7 protein-coding genes are annotated in these 10,439 nt (G+C 69.9%); all 7 read left to right on the forward strand.

Features of this window, described 5'->3' with window-relative positions; all coding sequences use genetic code 11:
• The first annotated feature begins 95 nt into the window (after positions 1–95).
• On the forward strand, positions 96–1,448 hold the full coding sequence (locus ACZ4WH_RS11775) for an ABC transporter substrate-binding protein (RefSeq protein WP_468179200.1): 1,353 nt from the start codon (positions 96–98) through the stop codon (positions 1,446–1,448).
• A gap of 5 nt (positions 1,449–1,453) precedes the next feature.
• A complete protein-coding gene (locus ACZ4WH_RS11780; protein WP_468179202.1) occupies positions 1,454–2,407 on the forward strand; it encodes a carbohydrate ABC transporter permease in 954 nt (317 codons plus the stop codon).
• On the forward strand, positions 2,404–3,285 hold the full coding sequence (locus ACZ4WH_RS11785; RefSeq protein ID WP_468179204.1) for a carbohydrate ABC transporter permease: 882 nt from the start codon (positions 2,404–2,406) through the stop codon (positions 3,283–3,285). Before ACZ4WH_RS11780 ends, ACZ4WH_RS11785 begins: the two co-directional genes overlap by 4 nt.
• 33 nt (positions 3,286–3,318) lie before the next feature.
• Positions 3,319–4,926 (forward strand): glycoside hydrolase family 13 protein, encoded by a 1,608-nt coding sequence (locus tag ACZ4WH_RS11790; RefSeq protein ID WP_468179206.1) that lies wholly within the window; start codon positions 3,319–3,321, stop codon positions 4,924–4,926.
• A 57-nt stretch (positions 4,927–4,983) separates the two neighbouring features.
• Complete coding sequence (locus ACZ4WH_RS11795) at positions 4,984–7,161, forward strand: discoidin domain-containing protein (RefSeq protein WP_468179208.1); 2,178 nt, start codon at positions 4,984–4,986, stop codon at positions 7,159–7,161.
• A 193-nt stretch (positions 7,162–7,354) separates the two neighbouring features.
• The gene (locus tag ACZ4WH_RS11800) at positions 7,355–9,403 is read left to right on the forward strand and encodes a phosphocholine-specific phospholipase C (protein ID WP_468179210.1); all 2,049 of its coding nucleotides are present in this window, start codon (positions 7,355–7,357) and stop codon (positions 9,401–9,403) included.
• Between the two features lie 66 nt (positions 9,404–9,469).
• Entirely contained in the window at positions 9,470–10,318 is an 849-nt protein-coding gene (locus ACZ4WH_RS11805; protein ID WP_468179212.1) for an LURP-one-related family protein, read from the forward strand.
• Positions 10,319–10,439 lie beyond the last annotated feature (121 nt).

A 10,439-nucleotide genomic window follows, 5' to 3' on the forward strand; every position in this document is an offset into this window, starting at 1 on the left:
GCAGATTCTGCGCGACATCTTGCGGTCCGATGTCGACGGTGCTTGAGTGTGCGGCGCCCACCGCTCCTGCCATGAGTGCCATGAGGGGTCCACCGATGAGACACACCGGGTTCCGCCGTACCGTCCTCGCGATCGGCGTCTGTTCCTCCCTCGTCCTCGCCGCCACCGCCTGCGGGTCCGGTGACGACGGTTCGGCGAGCGGCAAGACCCGTATCACCGTCAACTGCGAGCCGCCCAGGAGCGCCAAGCTCGACCGCTCCTTCTTCGAGGCGGACATCGCGGCCTTCGAGGAGGCCAACCCGGACGTCGACGTCGTCGCGCACGACGCCTTCCCCTGCCAGGACCCGAAGACCTTCGACGCCAAGCTCGCCGGCGGCCAGATGGAGGACGTGTTCTACACGTACTTCACGGACGCGCGGCACGTCGTCGACGTCCGCCAGGCCGCCGACCTCACGCCGTACCTGAAAGAACTGAAGAACTACGACAGCATCCAGAAGCAGCTGCGGGACATCTACACCGTCGACGGGAAGGTCTACGGCGTCCCGCGCACCGGATACTCCATGGGGCTGATCTACAACCGCGCCCTCTTCCGGAAGGCCGGACTCGATCCCGACAAGCCCCCGGCGACCTGGGACGAGGTCCGCGCCGCCGCGAAGAGGATCGCCGCCCTCGGCGACGGCACGGTCGGTTACGCCGACTACAGCGCGCAGAACCAGGGCGGCTGGCACTTCACCGCCGAGCTGTACTCGCAAGGAGGCGACGTCGTCAGCGCGGACGGCAAGAAGGCCACCATCGACACCCCCGCGGGCCGCGCCGTGCTGCGGAACCTGCACGACATGCGGTGGACCGACGACTCGATGGGCAGCAAGCAGCTCCTCGTGATCAACGACGCGCAGCAGATGATGGGTTCGGGCAAGCTGGGCATGTATCTCGCCGCCCCCGACAACATCCCGATCCTGGTCAAGGAGAAGGGCGGCAACTACAAGGACCTCGCCCTGGCCCCCATGCCGGGCGGCAAGGGCACCCTCATCGGCGGCGACGGCTACATGTTCAACAAGAAGGCCACACCCGCCCAGATCCGGGCCGGCCTGAAGTGGCTCGACCACATGTTCCTCACCCCCGGCAAGGGCTTCCTCGGCGACTACGCGCGCGCCAAGAAGCACGACGCCCCCGTCGGGCTGCCCGAGCCGCGCCTGTTCACCGGCGCCGCCGACGCCACCGACCAGCGGGTGAAGAAGGCCAACGCCAACGTCCCGGTGGAGAACTACCAGGCGTTCCTCGACGGCAACCAGAAGCTCCGGATGAAGATCGAGCCGCCGCACGCCCAGCAGATCTACTCCGTCCTCGACGGCATCGTCTCCGCCGTCCTGACCAAGAAGGACGCCGACATCGACCAGCTCCTCAAGGAGGCGTCCGGCAAGATCGACAGCATTCTGGCCCGGAGCTGACCGCCATGACGAAAACGGCCGAGCGGCGGCCCGAGGCGAGGGCCGCCGTCCACCCGGTCCCGGCGCCGCCCCCGGCAGGGGACCGCAGGCGGCGCCGCCTGACCGACCAGGTCCGCGCCTACGGCTTCCTCCTCGGCGGCCTGCTCTGCTTCGCCCTGTTCTCCTGGTACCCGGCGATCCGCGCGGTCGTCATCGCCTTCCAGAAGTACACCCCGGGCTCCCCGCCCGAGTGGGTCGGCACCGCCAACTTCAGCCGGGTCCTGCACGACCCCGAGTTCACGGCCGCCTGGCGCAACACCCTCACCTTCACCCTGCTGGCCCTCCTGATCGGCTTCGCGATCCCCTTCGTCCTCGCCCTCGTGCTCAACGAGCTGCGGCACGCCAAGGCCTTCTTCCGGGTCGTGGTCTACCTGCCGGTGATGATCCCGCCGGTGGTCAGCGCCCTGCTGTGGAAATGGTTCTACGACCCCGGAGCCGGCCTCGCCAACGAGGCGCTGCGCTTCCTGCACCTGCCCACGTCGAACTGGTCCAACGGCACCGACACCGCGCTCGTCTCCCTGGTGATCGTGGCCACCTGGGCCAACATGGGCGGGACCGTCCTCATCTACCTGGCCGCCCTCCAGTCCATCCCCGGCGAGCTGTACGAGGCGGCCGAACTGGACGGCGCGAACCTCCTCCAGCGCGTCCGGCACGTCACGATCCCGCAGACCCGGTTCGTGATCCTGATGCTGATGCTCCTTCAGATCATCGCCACCATGCAGGTCTTCACCGAGCCGTTCGTCATCACCGGCGGCGGCCCCGAGAACGCCACCGTCACCGTCCTCTACCTCATCTACAAATACGCCTTCCTCTACAACGACTTCGGCGGCGCCTGCGCCCTCAGTGTGATGCTCCTGCTGCTGCTCGGCGCCTTCTCCGCGGTCTATCTGCGGCTCACCCGCTCCGAGGGGGACGCATGACCACCGGCACCCGCACCCTGATCTCCCCGGCCACCCTCGCCCGCCCGCGCGGAAAGGCCCTCTACTGGACGGTGTTCACGGCCGTCGTCGTCCTCTTCGCGCTCGCCTTCCTCTTCCCCGTGTACTGGATGGTGACCGGCGCCCTGAAGTCCCCAGACGAGGTGGCCCGGACCCCGCCGACGCTCCTTCCCGAGCACTGGCACCTCGGCGGCTACACCGACGCCTGGGACCTCATGGAACTCCCGCGGCACCTGGGCAACACGCTCGTCCAGGCGGCCGGTGCCTGGGCCTTCCAGCTCGTGTTCTGCACGGCCGCCGCCTACTCCCTGTCCAAGCTGAGGCCCGCCTTCGGCAAGGTGGTCCTCGGCGGCATCCTCGCCACCCTCATGGTCCCGGCGCAGGCGCTGGTCGTCCCCAAGTACCTGACCGTCGCCGACCTGCCGCTGATCCACACCAGCCTGCTCAACGACCCCCTCGCCATCTGGCTGCCGGCCGTCGCCAACGCCTTCAACCTCTACCTGCTCAAACGGTTCTTCGATCAGCTCCCGCGCGATGTCCTGGAGGCCGCCGAGATCGACGGCGCCGGCAGGCTCCGCATCCTGTGGTCCGTCGTCCTGCCCATGTCCCGGCCGGTGCTCGGCGTGGTGTCGATCTTCGCGCTGGTCGCCGTCTGGCAGGACTTCCTGTGGCCGCTGATGGTCTTCTCCGACACCGGCAAGCAGCCGATCAGCGTCGCCCTGGTCCAGCTGTCGCAGAACATCCAGCTCACCGTGCTCATCGCCGCGATGGTGATCGCCAGCATTCCGATGGTGGCGCTGTTCCTCGTCTTCCAGCGGCACATCATCGCCGGGATCAGCGCGGGCAGCACCAAGGGCTGACGCCGCCGCCCCGTCTACAGAAAGGCAAGCTCAGTGGGACAGCCCAGCCATGCCCGGAAAGACCCTGACTGGTGGCGCTCGGCCGTCATCTACCAGGTGTACGTCCGCAGCTTCGCGGACGGCGACGGCGACGGCACCGGCGACCTCGCGGGCGTCCGCGCCCGGCTGCCGTACCTCGCCGAACTCGGCGTGGACGCCCTGTGGTTCACGCCGTGGTACGTGTCTCCGCTGAAGGACGGCGGCTACGACGTCGCCGACTACCGGGCCATCGACCCGGCCTTCGGCACCCTCGCCGAGGCCGAGAAACTGATCGCCGAGGCCCGTGAGCTGGGCATCCGGACCATCGTCGACATCGTGCCCAACCACGTCTCCGACCAGCACCCCTGGTTCCGGGCCGCGCTCGCCGCCGGACCGGGCAGCCCCGAGCGCGAACTGTTCCACTTCCGGCCCGGCCGCGGCGCGCACGGCGAACTCCCGCCGAACGACTGGCCGTCCCAGTTCGTCGGCTCCACCGAACCGGTGTGGACCCGGCTGCCCGACGGCGACTGGTACCTGCACCTGTTCACCCCCGAACAGCCCGACCTCAACTGGGCGCACCCGGCGGTCCGCCAGGAGCACGAGGACATCCTGCGCTTCTGGTTCGAGCGCGGCGTCGCCGGCGTCCGCATCGACTCGGCGGCCCTCCTCGTCAAGGACCCGGACCTCCCCGACCTCGCCACGCACCCGCGGCCGCACCCGTTCGTCGACCGCGACGAACTCCACGACATCTACCGCTCCTGGCGACGGGTGGCCGACGAGTACGGCGGTGTGTTCGTCGGCGAGGTCTGGCTTCCCGACCCCGAACGCTTCGCCCGCTATCTGCGCCCCGACGAACTCCACACCGCCTTCAACTTCTCCTTCCTGTCCTGCCCCTGGGACGCCGGCCGGCTGCGCGCCTCCATCGACACCACCCTCGCCGAGCACGCCCCCGTCGGCGCCCCGGCCACCTGGGTGCTGTGCAACCACGACGTCACCCGCACGGTCACCCGGTACGGCCGCGAGGACACCGCCTTCGACTTCGCCACCAAGGCCTTCGGCACCCCGACCGACCTGGCGCTCGGCACCCGGCGGGCCCGGGCCGCCGCCCTGCTGTCGCTCGCGCTGCCCGGGTCGGTGTACCTCTACCAGGGCGAGGAACTGGGCCTGCCGGAGGCCGAGATCCCGGCCGACCGCATCCAGGACCCGATGTACTTCCGCTCGGGGGGCGTCGACCCCGGCCGCGACGGCTGCCGGGTGCCGCTGCCGTGGGCCGCCGGTCTGCCGCACGCGGGCTTCGGCTCCCGCGAGGAGCCCTGGCTGCCGCAGCCGGCCGACTGGTCCTCGTACGCGGTCGACCGGCAGCAGCGGGACCCCCACTCCCTGCTCACCCTCTACCGTGAGGCCATCGCCCTGCGCCCGGCGTTCGGCGACGGCCCCCTGACCTGGCTGCCCGCCCCCGACGGCGTGCTCGCCTTCTCCCGCGCGGACGCGGCGCTGTGCGTGGTCAACCTCGCGGCCACGCCCGCCGACCTCCCCGCGCACTCCCGGCTCCTGCTCAGCAGCGGCCCGCTGGACGACGCGGGCCGGCTGCCGCGGGACACGGCGGCCTGGCTGCGCGCCTGAGCCGCGCTCGTACGCACCTTGCTATCCCCCGCACCCCCACCACGAAGGGATCAGCACATGCACAGCAGCACCGCCAGACACCTTCGGCGCATGCCGGCCATCGGGGCGGTCGTCGCCCTCGCCGCCGGCATGCTCGTCACCGTCGCCCCGGCCGCCCACGCGGCCGCGGGCGCCACGCTCCCCTTCACCTCCGTGGAGGCCGAGTCGGCGACCGGCAACGGCACGAAGATCGGCCCGGACTACACGCAGGGCAGCCTGGCCTCGGAGGCCTCCGGCCGGCAGGCCGTCCGGCTGTCCGCCGGGCAGCGGGTGGAGTTCACCGTGCCGCGCGCGTCCAACGCGGTGAACATCGCCTACAGCGTGCCGGACGGCCAGTCCGGAGCCCTGAACGTGTACGTCAACGGCACCAAGCTGGCCAAGACCCTCCCGGTGACCTCCAAGTACTCGTACATCGACACCGGCTGGATCCCCGGCGCCAAGACGCACCACTTCTTCGACAACACCCGGCTGCTGCTCGGGCAGACCGTCCAGGCCGGCGACAAGGTCGCCGTGGAGGCGGCCGGCGTCCAGGTCACCGTCGACGTCGCCGACTTCGAACAGGTCGCCCCCGCCGCAGGCCAGCCCGCCGGTTCGGTGTCCGTCGTCTCCAGGGGCGCCGACCCCAGCGGCAACGGCGACTCCACCCAGGCCTTCCGGGACGCCATCGCCGCCGCCCAGGGCGGCACGGTGTGGATACCGCCGGGTGACTACCGCATCACGTCCTCGCTCAGCGGCGTACAGAACGTGACCCTGCAAGGCGCCGGCAGCTGGTACTCGGTCGTGCACACCTCCCGCTTCATCGACCAGTCCAGCTCGGCGGGCAACGTGCACATCAAGGACTTCGCGGTCATCGGCGAGGTCACCGAACGCGTCGACTCCAACCCGGACAACTTCGTCAACGGCTCACTGGGACCGGGCAGTTCGGTCTCCGGCATGTGGATCCAGCACCTGAAGGTGGGCCTGTGGCTCACGGGCAACAACGACAACCTGGTGGTGGAGAACAACCGCATCCTCGACACCACCGCCGACGGCCTCAACCTCAACGGCACCGCGAAGGGTGTCCGCGTCCGCAACAACTTCCTGCGCAACCAGGGCGACGACTCCCTCGCCATGTGGTCGCTGTACTCCCCGGACACCGACTCCAGCTTCGAGAACAACACGATCTCGCAGCCCAACCTCGCCAACGGCATCGCCGTCTACGGCGGCACCGACATCGCCGTACGCAACAACCTGATCTCCGACACCAACGCCCTCGGCAGCGGTATCGCCATCTCCAACCAGAAGTTCCTCGACCCGTTCCACCCCCTCGCCGGCACCATCACGGTCGACGGCAACACGCTGGTGCGCACCGGCGCGATGAACCCCAACTGGAACCACCCGATGGGCGCGTTGCGCGTCGACTCCTACGACAGCGCCATCAACGCGACCGTCAACATCACCAACACGACGATCACCGACAGCCCGTACAGCGCCTTCGAGTTCGTCTCCGGCGGCGGGCAGGGCTACCCGGTGCGGAACGTCAACGTCACCGGCGCGACCGTGAAGAACACCGGTACGGTCGTGGTCCAGGCCGAGGCGCAGGGCGCGGCCACCTTCAGGAACGTCACCGCCACCCAGGTCGGCGCGGCCGGCGTCTACAACTGCCCCTACCCGGCGAACTCCGGCTCCTTCGCCCTGACCGACGGCGGCGGCAACTCCGGCTGGTCCAGCACCTGGTCGGACTGCTCCACCTGGCCGCAGCCCGGACAGGGCAACCCGGAGCCCGACCCGAACCGCAACCTCGCCAAGGGCCGCCCGGCCACCGCGACCGGCTCCCAGGACGTCTACACCCCCGGCAAGGCGGTCGACGGCGACGCGAACTCCTACTGGGAGTCCGCCAACAACGCCTTCCCGCAGTCCCTCACGGTCGACCTCGGCTCGTCCTACGCCGTGCGCCGCCTGGTGCTGAAGCTGCCGCCGTCCTCGGCCTGGGGCGCCCGCACCCAGACCGTCACGGTGCTCGGCAGCACCGACGGCTCCGGCTACTCGACCGTGCTGGGCGCGCAGGGCTACCGCTTCGACCCGGCCACCGGCAACACCGCGACCGTGACCCTGCCGAGCGGCACGAACCTGCGCTACCTCCGGCTGACCGTCACCGGCAACACGGGCTGGCCGGCCGGCCAGTTCAGCGAGGTGGAGGCGTACCAGACCTCCTGACCCGCCCTGCCCGCCGGCCCCTGGCCCCGCGTGCGGGGCCAGGGGCTCACCGCCGTGCCCCGCACCGTCCGCCGGGTTTCACGTGGACGCCACCCCACCCTTCCCTGACGTTTGCTGCTCTTGGAACACTCGCTCCGCGCGGATTCCGTCATCTGGCGGCATCGCGTACGTCAGGATGAGAGGACCCTCACCCATGCCCGAAGTCAACCGGCGGCGCTTCCTCCAGATCGCCGGCGCCACCACGGCGTTCACGGCGCTGTCCAGCAGCATCCAGCGCGCGGCCGCCCTGCCCGCCCACCACCGCACCGGTTCGGTGGACGATGTCGAGCACATCGTCGTCCTCATGCAGGAGAACCGTTCCTTCGATCACTACTTCGGTTCGCTCCGAGGAGTCCGCGGCTTCGGCGACCCCCGTTCGGTCACCCAGAACGGCAGGTCCGTCTGGAAGCAGTCCGACGGCACGAAGGACGTCCTGCCCTTCCACCCGGACGCCGACGACCTGGGCCTGGCCTTCATCCAGGACCTCCCGCACGGCTGGAACGACGGACACACCGCCTTCGCGGGCGGTAAGTACGACAAGTGGGTGCCCGCCAAGTCCGCCACGACGATGGCGTACCTCAAGCGCGACGACATCCCCTTCCACTACGCGCTCGCGGACAGCTTCACCATCTGCGACGCCTACCACTGCTCGTTCATCGGCTCCACGGACCCGAACCGCTACTACATGTGGACGGGCTACACCGGCAACGACGGCAAGGGCGGCGGCCCGGTCCTCGGCAACGACGAGGCGGGCTACGGCTGGACGACGTACCCCGAGCGCCTGGAGCGGGCCGGGGTCTCCTGGAAGATCTACCAGGACGTCGGCGACGGCCTCGACGCGAACGGCGGCTGGGGCTGGATCGACGACGCCTACCGCGGCAACTACGGCGACAACTCGCTGCTGTACTTCAACCAGTACCGCGACGCGAAGCCCGGCGACCCGCTGTACGACAAGGCCCGCACCGGCACCGACGCCCGCAAGGGCGAGGGCTTCTTCGACCAGATGAAGGCGGACGTCCAGGCCGGCAAGCTGCCCCAGGTCTCCTGGATCGTCGCCCCCGAGGCCTTCACCGAGCACCCCAACTGGCCCGCCAACTACGGTGCCTGGTACGTCTCCCAGGTCCTGGACGCGCTCACCTCCGACCCCGACGTGTGGGGCAGGACGGCGCTGTTCATCACGTACGACGAGAACGACGGCTTCTTCGACCACGTCATCCCGCCCTACCCGCCGGCCTCCGCCGCCCAGGGCAAGTCGACGGTCGACCCCGCGCCGGACCTGTTCAAGGGCGACGCCGGCCATGTCGCAGGCCCCTACGGGCTCGGCCAGCGGGTGCCGATGCTGGTGGTCTCCCCCTGGAGCAAGGGCGGATACGTCTGCTCCGAGACCCTCGACCACACCTCGATCATCCGGTTCATCGAGCGTCGGTTCGGTGTCCAGGAGCCGAACATCTCGCCCTGGCGGCGCGCCATATGCGGCGACCTGACCAGCGCCTTCGACTTCTCGCGCAAGGACACCGCACCGGTCGCGCTGCCCTCCACGGCCGGCTACCAGCCCAAGGACCACGACCGTCACCCCGACTACGTGCCCAAGCCGCCCGCCACCGGTTCCCTCCCCAAGCAGGAGCGGGGCAGCCGGCCCGCCCGCCCGCTGAAGTACGCCCCCGTGGTGGACGGCGCGGCGGACACCGCGGCCGGCAAGTTCACGCTCACCTTCGCCTCGGGGGCGCACGCGGGCGCGGCCTTCCTCGTCACGTCCGACAGCCGTACCGACGGCCCCTGGACCTACACCACGGAGGCCGGCAAGACGCTGTCGGACATCTGGAACTCGGCGTACTCCGGCGGCGCTTACGACCTCACCGTGCACGGCCCCAACGGCTTCCTGCGCGTCTTCAAGGGCCGCAACAAGGTCGCCGGCCCCGAGGTCACCGCCCGGCACAAGGGCGACGACGTCCAGCTCACCTTCACCAACAAGGGCTCCGGCACGGCGAAGCTGAAGCTGGTCAACGGCTACGGCGGCAACCCGGTGACGGTGACGGTCCGGTCCGGCGCGACCGTGCGGCACACCGTGGCGCTCGCGGCGAGCAAGCGCTGGTACGACCTGACCGTGACCTCCGAGGCCGACCCGGCCTTCCTGCGCGGCTTCGCCGGGCATGTGGAGAACGGGCGGCCCGGCGTCAGCGACCCGGCGATCGTCACGGGGTGAACGGGCGATGAACACCGCTCCGTGCGGACTGGTCAGGTACCGGTCACATCAGGGTAGTGTGCCCCGGTGACCACGCAATCGAACACTCCTGCAGGCTGGTACCCGGATCCGCACGGAGCGGCGCAGACGCTCCGCTACTGGGACGGCACGCAGTGGACCGAGCACACCAACCCGGCCCAGCAGGGCGCCGGGCAGGTTCCGCCGCAGCAGGCCCCCGCCCAGCAGGCCGCTTTCCCGCAGCAGCAGACGGGTGACGCCAAGGTGCAGCGTCAGGTGCAGCAGCAGGCCGGTGTCGCGGCCGGCGGCCCCGGCGGCGGCACGCTGTTCACCGAGCCTGTCCTGGTCGTGAACCAGAAGGCCAAGCTGATCGAGCTGACCAACGAGTACAAGGTCATGGATCAGAGCGGCCGGGAGATCGGCTCGGTCACCCAGGTCGGGCAGGGCATGCTGCGCAAGATCCTGCGCTTCGTCTCCAGCCTCGACCAGTTCCTGACCCACAAGCTGGAGATCCGCGACGCCTACGGCCAGCCGCAGCTGCTGCTGACCCGGCCCGCGAAGATCTTCAAGTCGCGGGTGATCGTGACCCGCCCGGACGGTTCGCCGGTCGGCGAGATCGTCCAGAAGAACATGATCGGGAAGATCAACTTCGCGATGATGGCGAACGGCCAGCAGGTCGGCGCGATCAAGGCGGAGAACTGGCGCGCCTGGAACTTCGCGATCGTCGACCACGCCGACAACGAGGTCGCCCGGATCACCAAGACCTGGGAAGGCCTCGCCAAGACGCTGTTCACGACGGCGGACAACTACGTCCTCCAGATCCACTACCAGCTGCCCGAACCGCTGCTGAGCCTCGTGGTGGCCACGGCGCTGACGGTGGACACCGCGCTCAAGCAGGACGCGCGCGGCTGGGGCTGACCGGCAGCGCCGGACAGCAGGAAGCAGTACGGCGACGGCGGCCGGTGCTCGCGGAACGTTCCGCGCACAGGACCCCACCATGTTTCCCAGCGGTCCTCGCGCGGGGGGAGGCTCCCGATGG

Source organism: Streptomyces sp. NPDC029138 (genome assembly GCF_055564375.1).